Below are 24,316 nucleotides of genomic sequence, written 5' to 3' on the forward strand. Positions count from 1 at the left end.
CCTCAGTCATAGCGTACCCTCGGGTCGACGACCGCGTACATGACGTCGACGATCAGGTTGAAGACGATGGTGAAGAGCGCGATCACCACCACGGTCCCCATCACCAGCGTGTAGTCGCGGTTGAGCGCGGCATCGACGAAATAGCGGCCGACACCGGGAATGGAGAAGATGGTCTCGACGATGACCGAACCGGTGAGCAGCGCTGCGGCTGCCGGGCCGGTGAAGGAAACGATCGGCAGGATGGCGCCGCGCAGCGCGTGCTTGACCACCACCGACCAGTCGGAGAGGCCGAGCGCACGCGCCGTTCGGATATGATGCGAACGCAAGCTCTCGATCATCGACCCGCGCATCAGGCGGGCAACGATGGCGATCTGCGGCAAGGCCAGCGTCAGCACCGGGCCGATCTTGTTGATCAATGCGCCATCACCCCAGCCGCCGATCGGCAACAGCTTCCAGGTCAATCCGAACACCAGCTGAATCACAGGAGCGATGACGAAGGTGGGGATAGTGCTGCCGGCGGTCGCCAGCGCAATCACCGTATAGTCGCCAAGCTTGTTCTGGTTGAGCGCGGCGATGGTGCCGAGCACCGAACCAAGCAGCAGCGCCAGGATCAGCGCCGAGGTGCCGAGCTGGACCGATATCGGCAGCCCCTTGGCAAACAGTTCGGTGACGGTGAAGTCAGGCAAATTGTAGCTCGGCCCGAAATTGCCGCGCAGAAGATTGCCGAGATAGTGGGCATATTGCAGCCAGAGCGGATCGTCGAGGCCGAACTGTGCTTCCAGATTGGCCCTGATCTCGGGACTGAGGCCCCGCTCCTGATTGAAGGGGCCGCCCGGTGCGACGCGTATCAGGAAGAACGCCATGGTCACGATGACGAACAGCGTCGGAATGGCGGTCAGAAGCCGCCGTAAGATGTATCGCAGCATCGGCGCCCCGCTTCGGCCAGAGCGACATACGTCCATGCGGACGCATTGCCACGCTCCGGCGCCAAATCTTCGCACCGGGCTTGCCGAAAATCGACCACGACTTTCGGACCGGTGCGATGACCGACCAGTCCGCCGCGCCCAAATGGGGCGCGGCGGTCCAGTCAAGGATGATTATCAGTCCTTGGAGACGAAGCGGGACGGATGGATGTCCATCACATTGTCATCGAAGCCATGCAGCTTCGAGGAAACGATATCGTGGAAGCTGTAGTAGAGAAGCGGAATGTTGCCGACGTCATCGACAAGGATGCGCTCGGCCTCAGTGAGGTCCTTCATGCGCTCTTCCGGCTTGCCGCCGGCAGCCGCGGCCTTGTCCATGGCCGCCTCATATGCCGGGCTGACGTAGTTCGAATAGTTGTTGCCGCTGGCCTTGCGGGTGATGCCGAGGAAGGTCTCGGGATCCTTGTAGTCGGCGATCCAGGCGGCACGCGCCACGTCGTAGTTGCCCTTCTGCTCGAGGAAGGAATAGTGGGTCTTGGTATCGGTGTTGAGCAGCGTGATCTCGACGCCAAGCGGCTTCAACTGTTCCTGGATGGCAACCGCGGTGTTCTTGTGGTTTTCCGAGGTGTTGTAGCGGATCTCCATCTTCAGCGGATGCTCGGGCGTATAGCCGAGTTTCTCAAGGATCTTCTTGGCGGCGTCCTCGCGGTCGATCTGCGGCATGTCGGCGTATTTGGCCATTGCCGGCGTGTAGCCGGCGATGCCCGGAGGCACCATCGAATAGCCAGGCAGCATGGAATTCTGCCAGACCTTTTCGGCCAGGAAGTCGCGGTCGATCGCCATCGAGATGGCGTTGCGCAGCTCGACATTGTCCCACGGTGCCTTGTCGGTCTTGATCGCGTAATAGTAGGTGCCGAGATACGGTCCGACACGGACCTGATCGCCGAACTTGGTCTTGAGGTCAGCGAGCTGTTCGGTCGGCAAGTCGCCGTAGCTGTCGAGTTCGCCGGCCTCGAAGCGCTTCATCGCCGATGAGCGGTCTTCGGTCGGGATGTAGTTGACGACGTCCATCTTGACGGTCGCGGCATCCCAGAATTTCGGGTTCTTGACCAGCTTCATGTGGTCGTTGGGAATCCACTCGGCCAGCGTATAGGCGCCGTTCGAAACGAGATTGCCCGCCTTGATCCAGTCGGCGCCGAGCTTGTCGATCGAGGCCTTGTTGACCGGATAGGTAGCCTGGTGGGTCAGCATCTCGAGGAAGTATGGCGTCGGCGCCTTCAGCGTCACTTCCAGGGTGTTGGCGTCGATCGCCTTGACGCCCATGTCCTCGGGCTTGCCTTTCTTGGTGTTGACTTCCTCGGCGTTCTTCACGGGATAGAGCATGGAAGCGTATTCGGCGGCGGTCGCCGGATCCTCCAGCCTACGGAAGGAATAGACGAAGTCGTCCGCCGTCACCGGGCTGCCATCCGACCACAAGCCGTCGTTGCGCAGCTTGAAGGTGTAGACGGTGCCGTCATCAGATACCGTCCAGCTTTCGGCGGCGCCCGGGATGAGGTTCGTCTTCTGATCGTGCATGACCAGTCCCTGGAACAGGTCGCGTATGATATCGGCTTCGTAGACGGTCGAGGTCTTGTGCGGATCGACCGTCTCCGCTTCGGCGGCGCTGCCTCTGTTATAGACGGTCTCGGCAAGGGCCGGCGTCAGGAACGTGCCTGCGGCAAAGGTCATGGTCGCGGCGACAAGCGTCGCCTTCAGCATATTTTTCAGCATGAAGTCTCTCCCTGTGGCGCTGCCCATCGGCTGCGCCTTACGAGTGTTGACGCCCCGGAACCGATTTCTGGCCCCTTCGAGCGCGCCGCCGGTTCCCGTTCCGGCAGCTGGTGGCAGGAGACTAGACAGACGGAAATATTATTTCAACCGAGTCTTGCTTGACGCTAAGTGAGCATCCTCACCTTAAACCAGCCATAGCTAATCTATATTACAAGATCCAATTGGGTGCAGCTTGTGGTTGTCCTGTAATTTTGGGTTTTGCCCTCAGCAGTTGTCATTAGCGCAACCATCTGGAAAAATTCCAGGAATGCCGTTCGTGGCCAAGCTCGACGAAAGTACCGAAGAAGCCCGAAAATGAAAAATGTGGCGCCGGTGACGTTGCGCGGATCACTCGGCACGGTTGCATGCGGACACGATCTTTTTTGAAGCCGGACGGCGTCCCTGAAAGATCAGCCTACCTTGCCGACAAACCAGCCCAGGGCCGGCAGCAACAGCCCCTCCTCCTGCAGGACGGCACCGCCACCCAGAGCGATCGCCTCGACAAGCTGGAGATCCGGCGGCAGCCGCCAGTCGGCCGGCTTGTCGGCGAAATTGAAGACGCAGAGCAATATCTCGTCCTCGCCCTGCCGGATGAAGGCAAGGACATCGCCGTCGGTATCGAGAAAGCGGATCGGGCCCTTGACCAGCGCCAGATGCGCCTTGCGCAAGGCGAGCATCGTCCGGTAGCCGGCGAGCACGGACTTGTCGTCGGCGTTCTGGATATCGACCGCCCGAGCGCGGTGGCTTTCCGGCACCGGCAGCCAGGGTTTTCCCGAAGAAAAACCGGCATTGTCGGCGCCCGCCTCCCACACCATCGGTGTGCGGCAGCCGTCCCTGCCCTTGACCCCCGGCCAGAAACGGATGCCGACGGGATCGCGCAGATCCTCGAAGGTCAGTTCCGCCTCCTCCAGCCCAAGCTCTTCGCCTTGGTAGAGACAGATCGAGCCCCGCAGGCAGGAGAGCAAAGCGATAGCGAATGTCGCCACCGCATCTGGATCGCCGCCCGGCCGCGTCCAGCGGCTGACATGGCGCACGACATCGTGGTTGGAGAACGCCCAGCAGACCCAGCCGTCGGCGACAGCTGCCTCGAAGGCCTCGACGCAGCCGCGCACATGGGCGGCTGAGAATTGCTGACCGAGCAGGTCGAAGGTGTAGCACATGTTGAGCTTGTCGCCGCCGGATGTGTAGGCGGCCAGCGTCTGCAGCGAACGGCCTTCGTCGCCGACCTCGCCGACACTGGCGCGGCCGTCATATTCGTCGAGTAAAGCGCGGAAGCGCCTGAGGAAACCGAGGTTTTCCGGTTGCGTCTTGTCGAACAGATGCTCCTGGAAGAGATAGGTGTTGGTTTCGCCATTGGTGCCGGCGACGCTCGACGCCAGCGGCGGATTGCTGCGCAGCCAGCGGTCGTGGACATAGTAGTTGACCGTATCCAGGCGGAAGCCGTCGACGCCGCGCTCGAGCCAGAACCGCACCGTCTGCAACAACGCGTCTTGAACCTCAGGATTGTGGAAGTTGAGGTCCGGCTGCGAGGCGAGGAAATTGTGCATGTAGTATTGCCGGCGGGTCGCGTCCCACTCCCAGGCCGGGCCGCCGAAGACCGACAGCCAGTTGTTGGGCGCGCTGCCGTCCGGCCTGGTGTCGGCCCAGACATACCAGTCAGCCTTGGGATTATCCTTGCTGGCACGGCTCTCTACAAACCATTCGTGCTTGTCGGAGGAATGCGACAACACCTGATCGATGATCACCTTCAGGCCGAGCCTGTGCGCCTCGGCAACCAGCGCGTCAAAGTCGTCGAGCGTGCCGAACATCGGATCGACCGCCTGATAGTCGGAGACGTCGTAGCCCATATCGGCCATTGGCGATTGGAAGAAGGGCGACAGCCAGACGGCGTCGACGCCGAGCGAGGCGACGTGCGCCAGCCGTGAGGTGATGCCTGAGAGGTCGCCGCTGCCGTCGCCGGTGGTGTCCTGGAAGGAGCGAGGATAGATCTGGTAGATGACGCAGCCGCGCCACCAGTCGGCGCTCTGTTCGGGTCCCGGCTGGGCATTGTCGTCGGCCATCACGGACCCTTCCTGGCGCGGGCCTTTGCGGTCCGGCGCTCGATCATGAAACTGACACTGCGGCCGGGCAGCGGCCACGCGAGGTCGACCGCTTGCGCTTCAACAGCCGGCTGCCATTCAAACCCTTGCCGCGCGGGCAGCGTGAAGACGCATTGACGGCGATCGCCATTGACGATCACAGCCAGGCGGCCTTCCCCGCCATCGCCGAGCAGCATGACGAGGCGATGGCGGGAGCCATCGTTCCAGTCGGCTTCGCTGAGCGGCGCGCCGGTCTCGGTCAGCCAGGCGACGTCGGGCGTTTCAGAACCGGCCGGCGGCTCTCCGGTCAGGAAGCGCGTATCGGAAAGCGCCGGCACCGCGCCGCGCAGAGCTGCGAGCGCGGACACATGGGCTTCCAGCCCGACGTCGCGCCCGGCCCAGTCGAGCCAGGTGATGGCGTTGTCCTGCGCATAGGCGTTGTTGTTGCCCCCTTGCGTGCGGCCGAATTCATCGCCCGCCGTCAGCATGATGGTGCCGCGCGAGGCAAACAGAGTGGCGAGCAGCGCGAAGCGATCATGGGAACGGGCCTCGGCAATCGCCTTGTCCGAGGTTTCGCCCTCGACGCCGTTGTTCCAGGACAGGTTCTCATTGTGGCCGTCGCGGTTCTTCTCGCCATTGGCTTGGTTGTGCTTGGCTTCATAAGCGACGATATCGGCCAGCGTCATGCCATCGTGCGCGGCGATGAAGTTGACCGTGCGGCTGGCGGATTGGCCCTCCCTGCCGAACACATCGGAGGAGCCGGCGAGCCTTGTCGCCAGCGCACCGACCGTGCCGGCATCGCCGCGCCAGAAGCGCCTGACGTCGTCGCGGTAGCGGTCGTTCCATTCGAGGTAAGGCGGCCGGAAATTGCCGAGCTGATAGCCATTCGGGCCGATGTCCCAGGGCTCGGCGATCAGCACCCTGTCGGCAAGGATGGGATCGGTTGCGATGGTTTCGAGCAACGGGGCTGCCGGATCGAATGCGCCATCGACGCGACCGAGGACCGGCGCCAGGTCGAAGCGGAAACCGTCGACGCCGGCATGGCGGACGAAATGGCGCAGCGTGTCGAGCACCATGCCGCGAACGACCGGATGGTCGCAGGCGACCGTGTTGCCGGTGCCGGTGTCGTTGGCCAACCTGCCGTCCGGCTCGCTGCGGTAGTAGGCTTGATTGTCGAGGCCGCGCAGCGACAGCGTCGGCCCGAGCCGGTCACTTTCGCCGGTATGATTGAAGACGAGATCGAGGATGGTGCCAATGCCAGCCCTGCGCAGCACCCCCACAGTATCGCGCAACTCGGCGATGCCGCCGGGCGCCAGGCGCGGGTCGAGCGCCATGAAGGTGACTGGGTTGTAGCCCCAGGCATTGCTGAGGCCCAGCGGCGGCAAATGGCGCTCATCGACCCATGCCGTCACGGGCATTAGCTCAACGGCGGAGACGCCGATCTTCTTGAGATGTTCGACGATAGCCGGATGGGCAAGGGCTGCAATGGTGCCGCGCTGCGCTTCCGGTACGTCCGGATGCAGCCTGGTGAAGGAGCGGACGTTGAGTTCGTAGATCAGGCCGCCTGGCTGGAACAAAGGCGGCTTGGCCGGCAGCGGCTTCGGTTGAGCCCGCGCGATGGTCTTCGGCATCAGTGGCGCGGTGTCGGCGCCTTCGTTGCGCCGGGCGGCAAGCCGCCAATGATGCTGGTAGGGCCGGTCGATCTCGACGGCGTAGGGATCGGTGAGCAGCTTGTCGGGATCGAACCACAGCCCGCGCTCCGGCGCATATTCGCCGTCGGCGCGAAAGCCGTAGCGCGTACCCGCGGCAAGGCCGGCGACGAACAGCGCATGGACGCCTTCGCTTTCCGGCTGGAGTTCGAGCCGGTCGATTTCGCGGGCGCCGGTGTCGTCGAAGATCGACACCCAGAGCCGCCGCGCCGAGGACGACCAGGCGGCAAAACGGATGCCTTCGGGAGTGACCTTTGCGCCGAGTTGGGTCATCGGCGCATCCTCCACCCTCCCCCTTGTGGGGAGGGTCGCGAACCAAGTGAGCGGGGTGGGGGTCGGCGCGGGGAAAGCGCTTTACGAGCACCCCCAACCCGATCCGCTGCGCGGATCGACCCTCCCCACAAGGGGGAGGGTAAAGACGTAACCACCCTCAAGTAATCACGCTCGGCTTGTTGCGCCCGGTGTGGCTCTTGATCCCGGCGATATCATCGGCAGCCGCGATCAGGTCAGCGAGCGCCTTTTGCGTGTCGAGATCATGCCGCGCTCTGTCCGGCTCGTAGCGCTCGATGTAGACGCGCAGCGTAGCACCCGACGTGCCGGTGCCGGACAAACGAAACACGACACGCGAGCCGCCTTCGAACAGGATGCGGATGCCCTGGTTCTTGCTCACCGAACCGTCGACGGGATCGTGATAGGCGAAGTCGTCAGCATTGGCGATCTTCAGTCCGCGCACGCTGGTGCCGGGCAGCGAAGCGAGCTTGGCGCGCAACTCGTCGACCAAGGCGTTGGCGCGCTCGGTTTCGACCTCCTCATAGTCATGACGTGAATAGTAATTGCGGCCGTAGGTCGCCCAATGTTCGGTGACGACGTCCTTGCAGCTTTCGCCGCGCACGGCCAGGATGTTCAGCCACAACAGCACCGCCCACAGCCCGTCCTTTTCACGGACATGGTTCGAGCCCGTGCCGGCGCTTTCCTCGCCGCAGATCGTTGCCATGCCGGCATCGAGCAGATTGCCGAAGAACTTCCAACCGGTCGGCGTTTCGTAGATGCCGATGCCGAGCTTTTCGGCGACGCGGTCGGCCGCGCCGCTGGTCGGCATCGAGCGGGCGATGCCTTTGAGGCCGTCCTTGTAGCCGGGCGCCAACTGCGCATTGGCGGCAAGCATGGCCACCGAATCCGACGGGGTGACGAAAATGCCCTTGCCGATGATGAGATTGCGGTCACCGTCGCCGTCGGAAGCCGCCCCGAAATCGGGCGCATCCGGTCCCATCATCTCGTCATAGAGATGCTTGGCGTGGACCAGGTTCGGATCCGGGTGATGGCCGCCAAAATCCGGCAGCGGCTTGTAGTTGCGGCAGGTGCCATTCTCCGCGCCGAGCCGGCGCTCGAGAATTTCCTTGGCATACGGGCCGGTGACCGCATGCATGGCGTCGAAGCGCATGCGGAAGCCGTATTTGAAATTGGCGCGGATGGCGTCGAAGTCGAACAGGCTCTCCATCAATTCGGCATAGTCGGTGACCGGGTCGATAATCTCGACCGCCATGCCGCCGGCGGTCACCGTGCCGATCTTGTCGATGTCGATCTGGTCGATGTCGGCGGTCTTGAAGCTCGAAATCGTCTTGGTCTTTTCGAAGATCGCGTCGGTCAGCTTTTCCGGCGCCGGGCCGCCATTGCCGGCATTGTACTTGATGCCGAAATCCTCGTGCGGGCCGCCCGGATTGTGACTGGCCGACAGGATGATGCCGCCGAAGGTCTTGTATTTGCGGATGACATGCGACGCCGCCGGCGTCGACAATATGCCGCCCTGCCCGACCATCACCTTGCCGAAGCCGTTGGCCGCCGCCATGGCGATGGCCTTCTGGATGACCTCGCGGTTGTAGAAGCGGCCGTCGCCGCCGATCACCAGCGTCTTGCCCTCAAAGCCCTCCAGCGCGTCGAAGATCGACTGGATGAAGTTCTCGGCATAGTGCTCCTGCTGAAAGACAGGCACCTTCTTGCGCAGGCCGGACGTGCCGGGTTTCTGGTCGAGATAGGGTTTGGTGGCGACGGTCCGGATCATGCTTCAGGCAACCCTTTTCGAAAGCAGCAGGCGGTAGAGTTCAACGTATTTGTCGGCGCTCTTGTCCCAGGAGACATCGGCCTTCATGCCCTGGCGCTGGATCTGTTCCCAGACGGCCGGGCTCGAATGCGCATCGACCAGCCGGCGGATGGCGTGCAGCATGGCGCCGCCACTATTGGGCGCGAACTGGAAGCCGGTGGCGACACCGGCCGAGATCGCTGCTTCATTGGCGTCGATGATGGTGTCGGCAAGGCCGCCGGTGCGGGCGACGACCGGCACGCAGCCATAGCGTAGGCCGTAAAGCTGGGTCAGCCCGCAAGGCTCGAAGCGCGACGGGATGACGATGGCGTCGCAGCCGCCCTGCATGGTGTGGGAAAGCCCCTCGTCATAGCCGACGACGACGCCGACACGGCCGCGATGGCGGGCGGTGGCAGCCAGCAGCGCGCCTTCCAGGCCGGCGTCGCCTGAGCCGAGGATCGCCAGCCGCGCGCCGGTGGCGACGACGCCGTCGACCACAGCCGCCAGTATGTCCATGCCCTTCTGCCAGGTCAGCCGGCTGACGACGCAGACGATCGGACTGTCGTCGCGCTCGAGGCTGAAGCGGTCCTCGACAACCGCCCGGTTGGGAAGCCGAGCCTTAAGCGTCGCGGCGGAGTAGGCCGACACCAGATGCTTGTCGGTCTCCGGGTTCCAGATGTCGGTGTCGATGCCGTTGACGATGCCGTAGAGGTCGGAAGAGCGCATGTTGATCAGGCCGTCGAGGCCCATGCCGAATTCCGGCGAGCGGATTTCCTGGGCATAGGTGGGGCTCACCGTGGTGATCGCCCAGGCCGCCTGCAGGCCGGCCTTGAGGAAGCCGACGCCGCCATAGTATTCGACGCCGTCGAGCGCCATCGCCGCGGCCGGCAAGCCGAGCTCGCCAAAAATGCCGGCGCCGAACTGACCCTGGAAGGCAAGGTTGTGAACCGTGATCAGCGACGGCACGCCGACCGCCTTGCCGTAGCGCATATAGGCCAGCGTCATCGCCGACTGCCAGTCATGGGCGTGGACGAGATCCGGCTGGTAGCCGGAAATGGCGCCGCCGGCGATATCGCCACCGACCTGGCTCAGCGCGGCAAAACGCCGCCAATTGTCGGGCCAATCGGCGCCGGCCGCATTGCCGTAAGGGCCGCCGGGACGGTCGTAGAGATGCGGCGCGTCGAGCACGAACAGGTCAAGCCCGGCGATCTTGACGGCATGGACCGAAGCCTTGCCGCCCTGCAGCAGCGGGTATTGGTAGACAGCCTTCTTTTTCTTGAAGGCGTCCATCACCTGGGGAAAGCCGGGGATGAGCGTGCGCATGGTCACGCCCTTGGCGGCCAGCGCGATCGGCAATGCGCCGGTCACGTCGGCAAGTCCGCCGGTCTTGATCAGCGGGAATATCTCGGGCGTGACCGAAAGAACCTGCATGCGTTTATGGTACCCCGTCTTACAGCTTCAGCTTGTCGATCATGTCCTGCGTGACCAGGCAGATGCCCTTTTCCGAAACCCGGAAACGCTTGGCGTCGAGAACAGGGTCTTCGCCAACCACCAGCCCTTCCGGTATCCTTACACCGTGGTCGATGACGACGCGCTTCAACTTTGCGTTCCGGCCGACATGAACGTCGGGCAGCATGACGACCTCTTCCAGCGTCGAATAGGAGTTGATGCGCGCGCCGGTGAAGATCAGGCTGCGCTTCAGCGAAGCACCCGAGACGATGCAATCGCCTGAGACCAGCGAGGAGACGGCCGAACCGCGCCGGCCATCCTCGTCATGCACGAACTTTGCCGGCGGCTTCAATTCGGCATAGGTCCAGATCGGCCAGTCACGGTCGTAGAGGTCGAGTTCGGGAGTGATGTCGGTCAGGTCGATATTGGCTTCCCAGTAGGCGTCGACCGTGCCGACATCGCGCCAATAGGCCTCGTTCTCGGCCGTCGAGCGCACGCAGGATTTGGCGAAGCGATGCGCGATCGCCTTACCGTGCTGGACGATGTAGGGGATGATGTCCTTGCCGAAGTCGCGGCTGGAGCCTGGCTCGGCCGCATCGCGGCGCAGCTGTTCCATCAGGAACTTGGTCTTGAAGACATAGATGCCCATGGAGGCCAGCGCGAATTCCGGCTTGTCGGGAATGCCGGGCGGGTCGGCGGGCTTTTCGACGAAGGCGATGATGTTGTCCTTGCCGTCGACATGCATGACACCGAAGCCGGTCGCTTCCATGCGCGGCACTTCGAGGCAACCGACGGTGACGTCGGCATTGGCATCGACGTGCTGGCGCAGCATCAACTCGTAGTCCATCTTGTAGATATGGTCGCCGGCCAGGATGACCATGTATTCGGGCCCATAGGCCTCGATGATGTCGATGTTCTGGTAGACGGCGTCGGCGGTGCCTTCATACCACTGCGTTTCCGAGACACGCTGGCTGGCCGGCAGGATGTCGAAGCTTTCGTTTCGCTCCGGCCGCAGGAAGTTCCAGCCGCGCTGCAGGTGGCGGATCAGCGAATGCGCCTTGTACTGGGTGGCGACACCGAGGCGGCGGATGCCGGAATTCAGCGCATTGGACAGCGCGAAATCGATGATGCGCGTCTTGCCGCCGAAATAGACAGCCGGCTTGGCCCTGCGGTCGGTCAATTCCTTGAGCCGGCTGCCGCGGCCGCCGGCCAGCACATAGGCCATGGCATCGCGCGCCAGCGGCTGGGTTCTCTTCAAGTCTGCCATCTTTACCCTCCCAAATTACCAGTCTGGAGCATCGCCCGGTCCGCAACGAGTCGACGGACCTAGTCCGCAACGAGTTCAAGCATGATCGTCGACAGCGGCGGCAAAAGCATCGTTGCCGAAATGCCTCCTCCTTCCGCCCTGGCTTCGACCACACCGCCATTGCCCTTGCCCGAACCACCGTAGTCCGAAGCGTCGGTGTTGATGATTTCGCGCCATTTGCCGACCTTGGGCAATGGCACGCGATAATTGTCGCGCGGCACTGGCGTGAAGTTGGAAATGACGGCGATCGGGTTGCCGCCGGGCGCGCTGCGCAGCCAGGCGAAGACCGAGTTTTCCTTGTCGTCGACGATCAGCCAGGAGAAGCCGTCCGGCTCGCAGTCGCGTGCATGCAGCGCCGGGCGCGAGCGATAGAGATAGTTGAGGTCGCGCACCGTCTGCCAGACGCCGCGATGCGGGTGGAAGTCGAGCAGGTTCCAGTCGAGCGCGCGCGCCTCGCTCCACTCGCGGCGCTGGGCGAATTCCTGGCCCATGAACAACAGTTTCTTGCCGGGATACCCCCACATGAAGGCGTAAAAGGCGCGCAATGTCGCGAACTTCTGCCAGTCGTCGCCGGCCATCTTGCCGAGCAGCGTGCCCTTGCCGTGCACGACCTCGTCATGGGACAGCGGCAGCACGAAATTCTCGGAGAAGGCGTAGGTCAGGCCGAAGGTCAGGTCGTTGTGGTGATGTTTGCGGAAGATCGGCTCCTTGGCGAAATACTCCAGCGTGTCGTGCATGAAGCCCATGTTCCATTTGAAGCCGAAGCCCAGCCCGCCTTCATGCACCGGGGCCGAGACCTTCGGCCATGAGGTCGATTCCTCGGCGATGGTCATCACGCCGGGATGGTGGCCGTAGACCTCCCTGTTCATCTTCTGCAGGAAGGACACCGCTTCGAGGTTTTCGCGGCCGCCCTTCTCGTTGGGGATCCATTCGCCGGCCTTGCGCGAATAATCGAGGTAGAGCATCGAGGCCACCGCGTCGACGCGCAAACCGTCGACATGGTATTTCTCGGCCCAGAACAGCGCATTGTTGACCAGGAACGACACCACCTCGCGGCGGCCGAAATTGTAGATCGCGGTGTTCCAGTCGGGATGAAAACCCTTGCGCGGATCGGCATGCTCATAGAGCGCTGTGCCGTCGAAATTGGCCAGGCCATGCGCGTCGACCGGGAAATGCGCCGGCACCCAGTCGAGGATGACGCCGACGCCGGCGCGGTGCGCACCGTCGACGAAACGGGCGAAGCCGTCGGGGTCGCCGAAGCGCGCCGAGGGGGCATAAAGTCCGGTTGTCTGATAACCCCATGACGGGTCATAGGGATGTTCGGAGATCGGCAGGAACTCGATGTGGGTGAAGCCGGTCTCGACAGCATAGGGGATCAGCTGGTTGGCGAGTTCGTCCCATGACAGGAAGCTGCCATCATCGTGCTGCTGCCACGAACCGGCATGGACCTCGTAGATCGATATGGCTTCGCGCCGGGGATCGGCCTTTCGCCAGTAATTGCGATGCGCCTCGTCGCCCCATTCATCCGCCGGCGGCACCGCCGTCACTGAGGCTGTGGCCGGGCGCAATTCCGACTTGAAGGCGAACGGATCGGCCTTGAGCGGCAGGCGCACGCCGTCCGGGGCAATGATCTCGTATTTATAGGGGTGGCCGGCGCCGATATCGGGAATGAACAGTTCCCAGATGCCGGTGTCGCGGCGGTCCCGCATCGTATGGCGGCGGCCGTCCCATTCGTTGAAGTCGCCGACCACGGAGACGCGCCTTGCATTGGGCGCCCAGACCGCGAAATGGACGCCCGACGCGCCTTCATGGTCGAGGAGATGGGCGCCGAGCTTGTCGAACAGCCTGAGGTGCGACCCTTGCGCGATATAGTAGTCGTCCATCGGGCCGAGCACCGGGCCGAAGGAATAGGGATCGGTCAGCCACCAGTCGCCGCCGGCATTTTTGGCGTGATACCGCAGCGGCTGGCGCTTCTTGATCGACAGTCTGCCTTCGAAGAAACCGGCGTCGTCGCGCCGCGTGAGTTCGCCGGCGTTCTTGCCGGCCAGCGTGTATGCGGTGACGAACTCGGCATTGGGGACGAAGCAGCGGGCAACCAGGCTCTTGCCGGCATCATGCACGCCCAGGATTGCAAAAGGATCGCCATGCGTGCCTGCAACAATTGCGGCGACATCGCCGGCTGACGCCAGCCCGTCCGACCCGCTCGTCGTCGCGGTCGCGCGCGGTTTCTTCATCAGGCGGTGTCCCTCCCTGGGAACCAGTTCTTGTGCACAAGACCCATTGTCGTGGCCTCATGCAATCATATCAGGCGGGCACGTTCCAGATTTCTTTCGCATATTGGCGGATCGTGCGATCGGAAGAGAACCAGCCGACGCGGGCAACGTTGCGGATAGCGCGCGCGTACCAATCGGGGCTGTTGCGCCAGACGGCGTCGACATCGCGCTGGGCGGCGGCATAGGCGTCGAAATCCGCCGCCACCATGAACCAATCGCTGTTGTAGAGACCGTCGACCAGTTCGCGGTAGCGATCCGGCTGGTCGGGCGAGAACACGCCCGACGATACTGCGGCAACAGCCTGCGCCAATTCAGGGGAGCCCTCGATCACGGCGCGCGGGTTGTAGCCATTGCTGCGCCGCTCGGCGACTTCCGCCGTGCTCAGGCCGAAGATGAAGATGTTGTCGTCGCCGACGCATTCCTTGATCTCGACATTGGCGCCGTCGAGCGTGCCTATGGTTAAGGCGCCGTTCAGCGCGAACTTCATGTTGCCGGTGCCCGACGCCTCCATGCCGGCAGTCGAAATCTGCTCGGACAGGTCGGCGGCCGGCATCATCACCTCGGCCAGGCTGACATTGTAGTTCGGCACGAACACCACTTTCAGCAGGCCGCGCACCGACGGGTCGCTGTTGATGACCTTGGCAACGTCGTTGGCCAGTTTGATGATCAGCTTGGCATTGTGGTAGCTGGGCGCCGCTTTGCCGCCGAAGAATTTGACGCGCGGCATCCAGTCCTGTTCGGGATGCGAGCGGATCTGGTCGTAGAGCGCGATCGCTTCCAGGATGTTGAGCAGCTGGCGCTTGTATTCGTGGATGCGCTTGACCTGGATGTCGAACAGCGCCGACGGGTCGAGCTTGATGCCGAGCCGGTCGGCGACCAGATTGGCGAGCTTGATCTTGTTGGAGCGCTTGACGGCGGCGAACTTGTCGCGGAAGGCGGCGTCACCGGCAAAGGCTTCGAGCCCCTTGATGGCGTCGATGTCGTCGAGGAAACGGTCCCCGATCGCCGCGCGGGCGAGCGCGGTGAGGCCTGGATTGCACTGGATCAGCCAGCGGCGTGGCGTGATTCCGTTGGTCTTGTTGTTGATGCGATCGGGATAGAGCTTGTGGAGATCGGCAAACACCGTCTCCTTCATCAGCTCGGTGTGCAACGCCGACACGCCATTGATCGAGTGCGAGCCGACAAAGGCCAGGTTACCCATGCGCACGCGGCGGTCGCCATTTTCCTGGATCAGCGAGATGCGGCTGATCTGCTCATTGGAAAACTGGTTGGTGGCGCGGGCCTCAAGCAAAACCTGCGCATTGATGGCGTAGACGATCTGCATATGGCGCGGCAAAAGCCGTTCGAACAGCGGCACCGGCCAGCTTTCCAGCGCCTCCGGTAGCAGCGTGTGGTTGGTGTAGCCGAAGGTGCGCTTGGTAATATCCCAGGCCTGGTCGAAATCCATGCCATGGACGTCCATCAGCAGGCGCATCAGCTCCGGCACGGCGATCGCCGGATGGGTGTCGTTGAGATGGATCGCCGCCTTGTCGGGCAGCGAGGCGAGATCGCCATACTGGCTGAGATGGCGCTGGACGATGTCCTGCAGCGACGCGGTGGAGAAGAAATATTCCTGCCGCAGCCGCAGTTCCTGGCCGGCCTTGTGGGAATCTGCGGGGTAAAGCACACGCGACAAGGCATCGGCCTTGTTGCTTTCGGCCAGCGCGCCGATGTGGTCGCCGGCGTTAAACTTGTCGAGCAGGATCGGATCGATCGGCATGCCGGACCAAAGCCGCAGCGTGTTGACGCGGTTGGCGCGCCAGCCGACCACCGGGGTGTCGTAGGCGACGGCCTGGACATGCTCGGTCGGCTTCCAGACGTGACGTTCGAGCCGGCCAACCTTGGAGGTGATCGATTCCACCGAGCCGCCGAAGCCGACCTCGAAGGCGCGTTCGCGGCGCTCGAACTCCCATGGGTTGCCGTGGTCGAGCCAGGTTTCGGGCAGTTCGACCTGCCAGCCATCATGGATCTCCTGGCGGAACATGCCGTTGGCGTAGCGAATGCCGTAGCCATGCGCGGGAATGTCGACGGTCGCCATGCTTTCCATGAAGCAGGCGGCGAGCCGGCCAAGACCGCCATTGCCGAGCGCTGCATCCGGTTCGAGCCCGGCGATGAGGTCGAGGTCGACGCCCAGCGACTTGAGCGCTTCTCGCATATTGTCCATCAGGCCGAGATTGGAGAAGGCATCGCGCATCAGCCGGCCGATGAGGAATTCGAGCGACAGGTAATAGACGCGCTTTTCCTGCTGGGCGTAGGCCTCCTGCGTCGCCTGCATCCAGTGATCGACGATGCGGTCGCGCACGACCTTGATCGAGGCTGTCAGCCAATCATATTGCGTGGCAACGGAGGTGCCTTTGCCGACCCGGTATTTGAGAGCCAGCAAGACTTCGTCGGCCAGCGTCTTGGGATCGGGTATTTCGAGATCGGGGGCTTTGGCTGTCATTGTTCGCGTCATACTGCCTCTCGTGATCGTGCTGCGATCATACCGGCTTTCGCTCTCAGTCCCAGCCTATCCTAGTGCATCGCAACATACGTTCAATCGATTTAGACCAGCATGCCGCCAGTTCCCCTGCGGCAATTTATCCGTCGAGCGGATCAGGCAGCGAGTGCAGCCTCCGGCGGAACCTTCGCTCCCGTCATGAAGGCGACGGCGTCGGACATGGTATATTGCTTGGGATCGATGACGCAGAGGCGGCGACCCAGCCGATGGATATGGATGCGGTCGGCAACCTCGAAGACATGCGGCATGTTGTGCGAGATCAGCACGATCGGCAGGCCTCGCTTCTTGACGTCGAGGATCAGTTCCAGCACGCGGCGGCTCTCCTTGACGCCGAGTGCCGCGGTCGGCTCATCCATGATCACCACACGGCTGCCGAAAGCGGCGGCGCGCGCCACCGCCACGCCCTGACGCTGGCCACCCGACAGCGTTTCCACCGCCTGGCTGATGTTCTGGATGGTCATCAGCCCAAGCTCGGTCAGCTTGTCGCGGGCGCGCTTTTCCATTGCGGGCCGGTCGAGCATACGAAGCCAGTCGCCGAGGAAGCCGGGTTTGCGGATCTCGCGGCCGAGGAACATGTTGTCGGCGATCGACAGAGCCGGCGACAAAGCCAGGTTTTGGTAGACCGTCTCGATGCCCGCCTCGCGCGCCTCCATGGGCGATTTGAAAGCGACAGCTTTGCCTTCAAGACGGATCTCGCCTTCGTCGGGCACGGCGGCGCCGGAAATCGCCTTGATCAGCGATGATTTGCCGGCGCCATTGTCTCCGATGACGGCCAGGATTTCGCCTGGGTAGAGGTCGAAGTCGGCATTATCGAGGGCGGTGACGCGGCCATAGCGCTTGATCAGGCCGCGCGCGGTGAGGATGGGTTCCACGGTCATGCCGAAACCTTTCTGATCCATTGGTCGATCGCCACGGCGCCGATGATCAGCACACCGGTGAGCAGCACCTTCCATTGTGGATCGGCGCCCAGCATGTTGAGGCCCATCGAGACGACACCGACGATCATCGCGCCGAAAAGCGTGCCCAGAATTGAGCCGCGCCCGCCGAACAGTGAAATGCCGCCGATCACCGTCGCAGTTATCGCCTGCAGGTTGTAGTCGGTGACGGCGGCTGACGGTGAGATCGAGCCGTTGCGGCCGATGGAAACCCAGGCAGCGAAAGCTGCGATCAACCCGGCAAGGGTGTAGACCGTCATCAACACCTTCTTGGTCTGGATGCCAGACAGCTTCGCCGCCTCCTGATCATCACCAACGGCGTAGACGTGGCGGCCCCAGGCGGTGTGATTGAGCACGTACCAGAGGATCAAAACGAGCACGACCGTGGCGATGACGCCCAGTGTCAGCACCGCCGTGCCGATCTTGAAACTCAGGGCAAAGAGATGCAGCAGCGGCGCCTGGGCGTCGACGTCGGTATCGCGGATCGTCTCGTTGGCCGAATATATGAAGTTGGTCGCCATGACGATGTTCCAGGTGCCGAGCGTGACGATGAACGGCGGCAGCTTCATGTAGGCGACCAGCAAACCGTTAAGCAGGCCGCAGGCTGCGCCGGCGGCAAGCCCGATGGGCACTGCGAGCACGGCCGGCATGCCGTAGCTGACCGCGCAATTGCCCATGATCACGGCCGAAATCACCATGATCACGCCGATCGACAGGTCGATGCCGGCGGTCAGGATGACCAGTGTCTGCGCGGCACCGAGGATGCCGACGATGGCGATCTGCTGCAGGATCAGCGTCAGCGTATAGGATGAGAAGAAACGCCCGCCAATGGCGATGCCGAAAATTACGATCGACAGGACCAGCACAATCAGCGGCACCGCCGCCGGCGTGGAGTGCAGGAAATGCTGGATCCGCTTGACCGCCGATTTGTGCTCGTCAAAGGCGGCAACGCTTGTGTCGCTGCTCGAGAGAACCTTCTCGAATTCCTGTGCTTGAGCCATGTTTCCTCCCCTGGGCTTCAGCTCCATGCCGATACCCGCTCGCGCCTGTCCGGTCTGCTGCCGGGATTATTCGCGTGACGCATCGTCCACCCGAAGCGGCCGGGGATCAAGCCCCCGGCCGTCAGCTTGTCGCTGGCTGTCAGACAGCCATCAGCCCCAGCACTTGGCGAGGCCTTCCTTGGTGTCGATCGACTTCACGCCATTGGCCGGCTTGTCGGTGACGAGGTTGACGCCGGTGTCGAAGAAGTTCTTGCCTTCGGTCGGCTTAGGCTTGGCGCCGTCCTTGGCGAAGGCGGCGATCGCCTCGATGCCGAGTGCCGCCATCTGCAGCGGGTATTGCTGCGAGGTGGCGCCAATGACGCCTTCGGTCACCGACTTCACACCGGGGCAGCCGCCATCGACCGAGACGATCAGCACCTGGCTTTCGAGCCCGACCGCCTTGAGCGCCTGGTAGGCGCCGACAGCGGCGGGCTCGTTGATGGTGTGGATGACGGTGATGGAGTTGTCCTTCTGCAGAAGGTTTTCCATCGCCTTGCGGCCGCCTTCTTCATTGCCGTTGGTGACGTCGTGGCCGACGATGCGGGCATCGTCCTCATCGCCGATCTTGTTGGGATCCTTCACGTCGATGCCGAAGCCCATCATGAAGCCCTGGTCGCGCAGCACATCCACGGTCGGCTGTGAGGGGGTCAGGTCGAGGAAGCCGATCTTGGCGTCCTTGGCCTTGTCGCCGAGGGTCGCGGCTGCCCAGGCGCCGATCAGCTTGCCGGCTTCCAGATTGTCCGTCGCGAAGGTCGCGTCGGCGGCATCGATCGGGTCCAGCGGGGTATCGAGCGCGATCACCAGCAGGCCGGCGTCACGCGCCTTCTTCACCGTCGGCACAATGCCCTTGGTGTCGGACGCGGTGATCAGGATGCCCTTGGCGCCGTCGGCGATGCAGCTTTCGATCGCCGCCACCTGGCTCTCGCTATCGCCGTCGATCTTGCCGGCATAGGTCTTGAGGTCGACGCCAAGTTCCTTGGCCTTGGCGGTCGCGCCCTCCTTCATCTTGACGAAGAAGGGGTTGGTGTCGGTCTTGGTGATCAGGCAGGCGCCGACGCCGGCGGCCGATGCTGTCGAAGCAAACGCCATCAGGCCGAGGCCCGCCGCGGCGAACACGGTGGACTTCAATAAAGCTTTGGTCACGATCTTCCTCCCATGGAACCATGCGGATGCCGCCAACCGGCATCTCGAGCGCATCCACTGAAGTTCTCCCAGTGTGGACGCGCCCTCAAATGACACCAGCGGGAGCCGCCTGTCAATAATTAAATCACTCTTATTTATTATTGACAGCTTTGCGCGGTTCACTCATTCTGCCGCAAAAGCAGTAAGAATAAACCAAGGGAAGGAACAAGGGTGGAGACCGGCATTGCGAGGCACGGTTCGCCCGAGGCGGCCGCCAGCCGTCTCCACCGTGGCACCAACCAGAGCGGCATGCGCGACCACAATGAGCGGCTGGTGCTGTCGCTGGTTCGCCAGCATGGCAGCCTGGCCAAATCAGACATTGCGCGCATGACCGGGCTTTCAGCGCAGACCGTCTCGGTCATCATGCGCGAACTGGAGGAAGACAGCCTGCTGCTGCGCCAGGCGCCGTTGCGCGGCAAGATCGGCCAGCCCTCCATCCCGATGGCGCTGAACCCCGAAGGCGCCTTCTTCATCGGCCTCAAGATCGGCCGCCGCAGCGCCGAACTGGTGCTGATCGATTTCCTCGGAACTGTGCGTTCCATGCTGCAGCACTCCTACCGCTATCCGGCGCCGCGCGAGACGGTTGAGTTCGTCACCGAAGGCATGAAGACGATGCGCGCCGAACTGACACCGGCGCAGGACAAGCGCATTGCCGGGCTCGGCATCGCCATGCCGTTCGAACTGTGGAACTGGGCCGACACCGCCGGCGCGCCGCGCGACATCATGGACGAATGGCGCCATCGCGACATCCGTGCCGACATCCAGGCGCAGTGCGAATTCCCGGTCTATCTGCAGAATGACGCCACCTCCGCCTGCGGCGCCGAACTGGTGTTCGGCCAGACCGGCGGGGCGCGCGACTTCGTCTATTTCTATATCGGCGCCTTTGCCGGCGGCGGCATCGTGCTCAACGGCCGGCTGTTCGGCGGGCCAACCGGAAATGCCGGGGCGCTGGGTTCGATGCCGGTGCCGGGGCCGGACGGCAAGCCGACGCAGCTCATCGACGTCGCCTCGATCGCCATGCTGGAAAAGGCGCTTAACGCACGCGGCGTCGAGGCTTCGCATCTGTGGACGTCGCCTGAGGATTGGGGCGAGATCGGTCACGAGCTCGACGACTGGATCGCCAATGCCGCTCAGGCGCTGGCCTATGCCATCGTATCGGCGTCCTCGGTGATCGATTTCGAGGCCGCGGTGATCGACGGCTGGATGCCGCTGGCTGTCCGGCGCCGGCTCGTCGATGCGATCAGGCAGGCGATCGGTACGATCGATGGCGAAGGGCTGAAGCTTCCGGTGGTGCGCGAAGGCACCGTCGGCATCCATGCCCGCGCGCTGGGCGGCGCCAGCCTGCCGCTGTCCGAACGCTTCCTCATCGGTTCGACCACCATTTCCCGGAGCACCTGAATGCTGATCGGTATTCCGTCGCTGCTCGGTCCGGAGCTTCTGGCGACATTGCGCGCCATGGGCCATGGCGACGAGATCGCGCTTGTCGACGGCAACTATCCGGCGGAAGAACAGGCAAACCGGCTGATCCGCGCCGACGGTCTTCACCTCATACCGGTGCTTGAAGCCATTTTGAGCGTTCTGCCGGTGGACGACTTCGTGCCGGAAGCGCTGTTTCGTGCCTCGGTAAAAGGCGATCCCTCGGTCGCCGATCCGGTCCACCATGAAATCGAAACGATCTGCACCAGGCGCGCGCCGGGCCGCAAGGTGGTTGCGCTGGCGGGCGCCGACTTCTATGCACGCGTCCGGTCGGCATATGCGATCGTCGCCACCAGCGAACCCCGGCTCTATGCCAACATCATCATCCGCAAGGGCGTGATCTATCCGCCGGAGAACAAGAAATCATGATCCTCTGCTGCGGCGAAGCCCTGATCGACATGCTGCCGCGCACCACGACACAAGGCGAGCCGGCCTTTGCGCCCTATGTCGGCGGCGCGGTGTTCAACACGGCGATCGCGCTTGGCCGCCTCGGCGCGCCCGCCGGCTTCTTTTCCGGCCTGTCGTCGGATCTGTTCGGCGGCCAGTTCCGCGAGGCGCTCGGCGCAAGCAAGGTCAGCTCCACCTATGCGCACACCTCCCCTCGCCCGAGCACGCTCGCCTTCGTGCGGCTCACCAACGGCCAGGCGACCTACACTTTCTACGACGAAAACACCGCCGGGCGCATGCTGACGACAGAGGATCTGCCGAAACTGGGCGCCGAGATCGAAGCCATGCTGTTTGGCGCCATCAGCCTGATTTCGGATCCGGCGGGTGCTGCCTACGAAGAATTCATGAAACGCGAGCACCAACGCCGCGTCATGATGCTCGACCCCAACATCCGGCCGAACTTCATCCCCGACAAAGCCAAGCACCTCCGGCGCATCCGCTCGATGATGGCGATGGCCGACATCGTGAAGCTATCGGATGAGGATCTGCACTGGTTCGGCGAGGCCGGCTCGCATGAGGACGTCATCCGCAATTGGCTCGATCGGGGCCCCAAGCTGATCGTCGTCACCCATGGCAGCGAAGGCGCAGTCGGCTACAGCAGGGATCACAAGGTCACGGTGATGCCGCATAAGGTGGAGGTGGTCGACACGGTCGGCGCCGGCGACACTTTCAATGCCGGCATTCTGGCCTCGCTGCACGAGCAAGGCCTGCTCACCAAGGCCGGGATCGGCGGCCTTTCGGAGGACGCCATCCGTCAGGCGCTGGCCCTCGGCGCCAAAGCGGCGGCGGTGACCGTGTCGCGGGCCGGCGCCAACCCGCCCTGGCGGCACGAAATCGCCTGATCACGCTTAGTCCGCCGCCAGCCGCTGCAAGCAGCCGATCACTTTATGTTTCCGCGAGCCGGAAAGACGCACTGAATTAGCCGGATTAATAGGCGGCGAAGCCCGGATTTCCGGCATCTTGCGGCAATGCAGGGAAAGCCTGAAGTAACAGGCTGCGACACCTAGACAACCCGTCCCGCGGCCGGTCCGGCTTTCTAGACCGGCCCAACTCTGGTACCAGCGGCCCGGTTAAGTTGTTGTTTCTGTGCGTGTCATTGTCCCCGGGGCAGCCCGCACCACACCGTTTTTGAGGCCGACATGCAGTTCATCGATCTTGGCGCGCAGCGCGAACGTATCCGCGACCGGCTGAAGGCCGCGATCGACAATGTCGTCGAGGAAGGCCGCTATATCCTCGGACCGCAAGTCACCGAATTCGAAAACAAGCTCGCAGCCTATATCGGCACCAAGCATGTCGTGGCCTGCGCCAACGGCACCGACGCGCTGCTGTTGCCGCTGTTTGCCGCCGGTATCGGCCCCGGCGACGCGGTGTTCGTGCCGAGCTTCACCTTTGCCGCGACGGCGGAAGTGGTGGCGCTTGCCAAGGCCGAACCGGTTTTCGTCGATGTCGACGCCGAGACCTACAACATCGACATCGCCAGCCTCGAGGCGGCGATCGCCATGATCAAGAAGGAAGGCCGGCTGAAGCCGAAGGCGATTGTTCCCGTCGACCTGTTCGGGCTTGCCGCCGACTACGAGGCGATCATGGCGATTGCCAAGCGCGAAGGGCTGCTGGTGATCGAGGATGCGGCGCAGTCGATCGGCGGTTCGGCCGACGGCACAATGTGCGGCGCCTTCGGCCATGTCGGCTCGACCAGCTTCTATCCGGCCAAGCCGCTGGGCTGCTACGGCGATGGCGGCGCGATGTTCACCAATGACGACGCGCTGGCCGACCAGCTGCGCTCGTTTGCGTTCCACGGTAAGGGCGAGACGCAGTATGACAATGTCCGCGTCGGCATCAATTCACGCCTCGACACGATCCAGGCGGCGATCCTGATCGAGAAACTCGCCATCCTCGAAGACGAGATGGTCGCCCGCCAGGTGGTGGCCAAGCGCTACGCCGAAGGTCTCGGCGACATCGTCAAGACGTCACGCAATCTGGGCGGTGGCCGCTCGGCCTGGGCGCAATACGCCGTCGAGACGCCGAAGCGCGACGGGTTGAGGGCGCATCTCGGCGAAAAGGGCATCCCTTCGGTGATCTATTATGTGAAGCCGCTGCACGAGCAGGTCGCCTATCGCGACTATCCGCGCACGCCGACCGGGCTTGCGGTTTCGGAGGAACTGCCGAAGCGCATCCTGTGCCTGCCGATGCATCCCTATCTCAGCGAAGCCGACCAGGACCGCATCATCGAGACGATCCGCAACTACATTGGCTCGAACTCGGCGCATGTAGCGGCGGCGTAAGTTACGCCGCGTCCGCCGCCTTCCCGCTCGCAATAAAATGCGGGTTGGCGAAATCCTCGTCGTCGCTCTGTTTGCGCTTGCCATAGGTGAGCGGCTCGCCGTCCAGCGTGCGCGTCATGCCGCCGGCGGCGCGCAGTACGGCGTCGCCGGCCGCCGTGTCCCATTCCATGGTGCGGCCGAAGCGCGGATAGATGTCGGCTTCGGCTGCGGCGAGCAGGCAGAATTTCAGCGATGAGCCGACCGAGACGATCTCGGCGGCGCCGAGATCCTTGATGAAGGCTTCGGTCTCCGGGGTGTTGTGCGAGCGGCTGGCAACGACCGCCAGCGGCGTGACCGCCCTCCTAACCGAAATCCGCCGGCGGCCGACGATACGGAAGTCGCCATCGACCTCGATTGCTTCGGCCCAGCCCGGCCGTCCAGAGAAGAACCGCCCGCTGCACGGTGCGAAGACGACGCCGATCTCCGGCACGCCGTGCCGGACAAGCGCGATGTTGACGGTGAAATCGGTCCGGCGGTTGACGAATTCCTTCGTTCCATCGAGCGGATCGATCAGGAAGAAGGCGCCATCCAGATCGGGCGGCACAATGCCTTCGGCGACCTCTTCCTCGGCCACGCAGGGAATATCGGGATAGGCCGCACGCAGGCCGGCGAGGATGATCGTCTCGCTCTCGCGGTCGGCTTCCGTGACCGGCGAGGAGTCCGACTTGCTGTCGACCGCGCAGCCGGCCTTGAAGACCCGCATCACCTCGCGTCCGGCTTCGAGCGCCAGGCGCTCGAACACGTCGAGCATC

At 63.4% G+C, this 24,316-nt stretch carries 17 protein-coding genes; 4 read left to right on the top strand and 13 right to left on the bottom strand.

Annotated elements, in window-relative coordinates; translation table 11 throughout:
- Positions 1 to 2 precede the first annotated feature (2 nt).
- From NLY43_RS07975 to NLY43_RS08030, 12 genes are all read right to left on the bottom strand, one after another.
- The gene (locus NLY43_RS07975; RefSeq protein WP_023684574.1) at positions 3 to 926 is read right to left on the bottom strand and encodes an ABC transporter permease subunit; all 924 of its coding nucleotides are present in this window, start codon (positions 924 to 926) and stop codon (positions 3 to 5) included.
- 174 nt (positions 927 to 1,100) lie between these two features.
- Positions 1,101 to 2,693 (bottom strand): peptide ABC transporter substrate-binding protein, encoded by a 1,593-nt coding sequence (locus tag NLY43_RS07980; RefSeq protein ID WP_023709836.1) that lies wholly within the window; start codon positions 2,691 to 2,693, stop codon positions 1,101 to 1,103.
- Positions 2,694 to 3,142: 449 nt separating this feature from the next.
- Positions 3,143 to 4,792, bottom strand: a complete 1,650-nt coding sequence (bglA, locus tag NLY43_RS07985) for a beta-galactosidase BglA (protein WP_023709837.1) — start codon at positions 4,790 to 4,792, stop codon at positions 3,143 to 3,145.
- A complete protein-coding gene (gene glgX / locus NLY43_RS07990) occupies positions 4,792 to 6,792 on the bottom strand; it encodes a glycogen debranching protein GlgX (protein WP_023709838.1) in 2,001 nt (666 codons plus the stop codon). The genes bglA and glgX overlap by 1 nt, the downstream gene beginning before the upstream one ends.
- A 157-nt stretch (positions 6,793 to 6,949) precedes the next feature.
- Positions 6,950 to 8,578 carry an alpha-D-glucose phosphate-specific phosphoglucomutase gene (locus NLY43_RS07995; RefSeq protein ID WP_023709839.1) on the bottom strand — a complete coding sequence of 543 codons (1,629 nt, stop codon included), beginning with the start codon at positions 8,576 to 8,578 and terminating at the stop codon, positions 6,950 to 6,952.
- Between the two features lie 3 nt (positions 8,579 to 8,581).
- Complete coding sequence (glgA, locus tag NLY43_RS08000) at positions 8,582 to 10,027, bottom strand: glycogen synthase GlgA (RefSeq protein WP_023692759.1); 1,446 nt, start codon at positions 10,025 to 10,027, stop codon at positions 8,582 to 8,584.
- Between the two features lie 19 nt (positions 10,028 to 10,046).
- A complete protein-coding gene (gene glgC, locus NLY43_RS08005; RefSeq protein ID WP_023670729.1) occupies positions 10,047 to 11,312 on the bottom strand; it encodes a glucose-1-phosphate adenylyltransferase in 1,266 nt (421 codons plus the stop codon).
- Positions 11,313 to 11,371: 59 nt separating this feature from the next.
- On the bottom strand, positions 11,372 to 13,585 hold the full coding sequence (glgB, locus tag NLY43_RS08010) for a 1,4-alpha-glucan branching protein GlgB (protein WP_023709840.1): 2,214 nt from the start codon (positions 13,583 to 13,585) through the stop codon (positions 11,372 to 11,374).
- A 70-nt stretch (positions 13,586 to 13,655) separates the two neighbouring features.
- The gene (locus NLY43_RS08015) at positions 13,656 to 16,118 is read right to left on the bottom strand and encodes a glycogen/starch/alpha-glucan phosphorylase (RefSeq protein WP_023709841.1); all 2,463 of its coding nucleotides are present in this window, start codon (positions 16,116 to 16,118) and stop codon (positions 13,656 to 13,658) included.
- A gap of 140 nt (positions 16,119 to 16,258) precedes the next feature.
- Entirely contained in the window at positions 16,259 to 17,041 is a 783-nt protein-coding gene (locus NLY43_RS08020) for an ATP-binding cassette domain-containing protein (protein WP_023670726.1), read from the bottom strand.
- On the bottom strand, positions 17,038 to 18,099 hold the full coding sequence (locus NLY43_RS08025) for an ABC transporter permease (RefSeq protein WP_023670725.1): 1,062 nt from the start codon (positions 18,097 to 18,099) through the stop codon (positions 17,038 to 17,040). Before NLY43_RS08025 ends, NLY43_RS08020 begins: the two co-directional genes overlap by 4 nt.
- A gap of 150 nt (positions 18,100 to 18,249) precedes the next feature.
- Positions 18,250 to 19,227: a sugar ABC transporter substrate-binding protein gene (locus tag NLY43_RS08030; RefSeq protein ID WP_081725578.1), complete on the bottom strand. Its 978-nt coding sequence runs from the start codon at positions 19,225 to 19,227 to the stop codon at positions 18,250 to 18,252.
- Between the two features lie 264 nt (positions 19,228 to 19,491).
- Here NLY43_RS08030 and NLY43_RS08035 point away from each other — a divergent pair, with 264 nt between their 5' ends.
- From NLY43_RS08035 to NLY43_RS08050, 4 genes are all read left to right on the top strand, one after another.
- Positions 19,492 to 20,718 (top strand): ROK family transcriptional regulator, encoded by a 1,227-nt coding sequence (locus NLY43_RS08035; protein WP_023709842.1) that lies wholly within the window; start codon positions 19,492 to 19,494, stop codon positions 20,716 to 20,718.
- The gene (locus tag NLY43_RS08040; RefSeq protein ID WP_023709843.1) at positions 20,719 to 21,165 is read left to right on the top strand and encodes an RbsD/FucU family protein; all 447 of its coding nucleotides are present in this window, start codon (positions 20,719 to 20,721) and stop codon (positions 21,163 to 21,165) included. It begins immediately after the preceding gene.
- Positions 21,162 to 22,085, top strand: coding sequence for a carbohydrate kinase family protein (locus NLY43_RS08045; protein WP_023709844.1), 924 nt, complete (start codon positions 21,162 to 21,164; stop codon positions 22,083 to 22,085). The genes NLY43_RS08040 and NLY43_RS08045 overlap by 4 nt, the downstream gene beginning before the upstream one ends.
- Positions 22,086 to 22,382: 297 nt before the next feature.
- On the top strand, positions 22,383 to 23,525 hold the full coding sequence (locus NLY43_RS08050; protein ID WP_023692755.1) for a DegT/DnrJ/EryC1/StrS family aminotransferase: 1,143 nt from the start codon (positions 22,383 to 22,385) through the stop codon (positions 23,523 to 23,525).
- A gap of 1 nt (position 23,526) precedes the next feature.
- Here NLY43_RS08050 and cysQ read toward each other — a convergent pair whose 3' ends face one another.
- Positions 23,527 to 24,315 carry a 3'(2'),5'-bisphosphate nucleotidase CysQ gene (cysQ, locus tag NLY43_RS08055; protein ID WP_031196090.1) on the bottom strand — a complete coding sequence of 263 codons (789 nt, stop codon included), beginning with the start codon at positions 24,313 to 24,315 and terminating at the stop codon, positions 23,527 to 23,529.
- Position 24,316 lies beyond the last annotated feature (1 nt).

Origin of the sequence: Mesorhizobium sp. C416B, from assembly GCF_030323165.1 — a bacterium.
GTDB lineage: Bacteria > Pseudomonadota > Alphaproteobacteria > Rhizobiales > Rhizobiaceae > Mesorhizobium.

Coding starts and splice junctions, on each gene's coding strand:
- NLY43_RS08025 (WP_023670725.1), bottom strand. CDS start 18,099: ATGGCTCAAGCACAGGAATTCGAGAAGGTTCTCTCGAGCAGCGACACA.
- NLY43_RS08050 (WP_023692755.1), top strand. CDS start 22,383: ATGCAGTTCATCGATCTTGGCGCGCAGCGCGAACGTATCCGCGACCGG.
- bglA (WP_023709837.1), bottom strand. CDS start 4,792: ATGGCCGACGACAATGCCCAGCCGGGACCCGAACAGAGCGCCGACTGG.
- NLY43_RS08045 (WP_023709844.1), top strand. CDS start 21,162: ATGATCCTCTGCTGCGGCGAAGCCCTGATCGACATGCTGCCGCGCACC.
- NLY43_RS07975 (WP_023684574.1), bottom strand. CDS start 926: ATGCTGCGATACATCTTACGGCGGCTTCTGACCGCCATTCCGACGCTG.
- NLY43_RS08040 (WP_023709843.1), top strand. CDS start 20,719: ATGCTGATCGGTATTCCGTCGCTGCTCGGTCCGGAGCTTCTGGCGACA.
- glgX (WP_023709838.1), bottom strand. CDS start 6,792: ATGACCCAACTCGGCGCAAAGGTCACTCCCGAAGGCATCCGTTTTGCC.
- NLY43_RS07995 (WP_023709839.1), bottom strand. CDS start 8,578: ATGATCCGGACCGTCGCCACCAAACCCTATCTCGACCAGAAACCCGGC.
- glgC (WP_023670729.1), bottom strand. CDS start 11,312: ATGGCAGACTTGAAGAGAACCCAGCCGCTGGCGCGCGATGCCATGGCC.
- glgB (WP_023709840.1), bottom strand. CDS start 13,585: ATGAAGAAACCGCGCGCGACCGCGACGACGAGCGGGTCGGACGGGCTG.
- NLY43_RS08015 (WP_023709841.1), bottom strand. CDS start 16,118: ATGACGCGAACAATGACAGCCAAAGCCCCCGATCTCGAAATACCCGAT.
- glgA (WP_023692759.1), bottom strand. CDS start 10,027: ATGCAGGTTCTTTCGGTCACGCCCGAGATATTCCCGCTGATCAAGACC.
- NLY43_RS08030 (WP_081725578.1), bottom strand. CDS start 19,227: ATGGCGTTTGCTTCGACAGCATCGGCCGCCGGCGTCGGCGCCTGCCTG.
- NLY43_RS08020 (WP_023670726.1), bottom strand. CDS start 17,041: ATGACCGTGGAACCCATCCTCACCGCGCGCGGCCTGATCAAGCGCTAT.
- NLY43_RS07980 (WP_023709836.1), bottom strand. CDS start 2,693: ATGCTGAAAAATATGCTGAAGGCGACGCTTGTCGCCGCGACCATGACC.
- cysQ (WP_031196090.1), bottom strand. CDS start 24,315: ATGCTCGACGTGTTCGAGCGCCTGGCGCTCGAAGCCGGACGCGAGGTG.